The sequence below is a fragment of the Bradyrhizobium cosmicum genome (assembly GCF_032290525.1).
Taxonomy (GTDB): Bacteria; Pseudomonadota; Alphaproteobacteria; order Rhizobiales; family Xanthobacteraceae; genus Bradyrhizobium; species Bradyrhizobium cosmicum_A.
On the sequence record NZ_JASXTA010000100.1, the window covers coordinates 1 to 377 of the forward strand.

Sequence of the window (377 nt, forward strand, 5' to 3'; positions counted from 1 at the left end):
GTTGCATGCACCGGATTTCCAGACAGGGATTCTTGCCGGCCTGTGGGGCTTCATTGCCGCGGCCTCTTCGGCGCTTGCGCGAATGCAGGGAGAGGCAGGTCGATCGTGGTCGCTCAGTACTTTCGAATCGAGTGTCACTCTGTCCGAGTATCACATGTTCGAGGCGTTCGCGCGCGGCGACGTGATGCGCCGGCTTGGGATTAACCGGTTTTGGCCGACTTTTCCGGCCGGCATTTATGAGACCAAAAAAGGTTGGCTCGGCGTCACAACGCTCACGCCAGCACAATGGATCGGATTCTGCGATATGCTCGCTCTCTCCGAGCTGCGTGATAATCCGGCTCTGATCCTCAACGAAGGTCGCCTGCAACATATGGAGC

1 protein-coding gene is annotated in these 377 nt (G+C 58.1%); it reads left to right on the forward strand.

From position 1 onward, the window contains the following. Positions 1 to 82 precede the first annotated feature (82 nt). Positions 83 to 377, forward strand: a 295-nt coding sequence (locus tag QSV46_RS39220; RefSeq protein ID WP_314964025.1) for a CoA transferase, incomplete at its 3' end; no start/stop codon positions are given.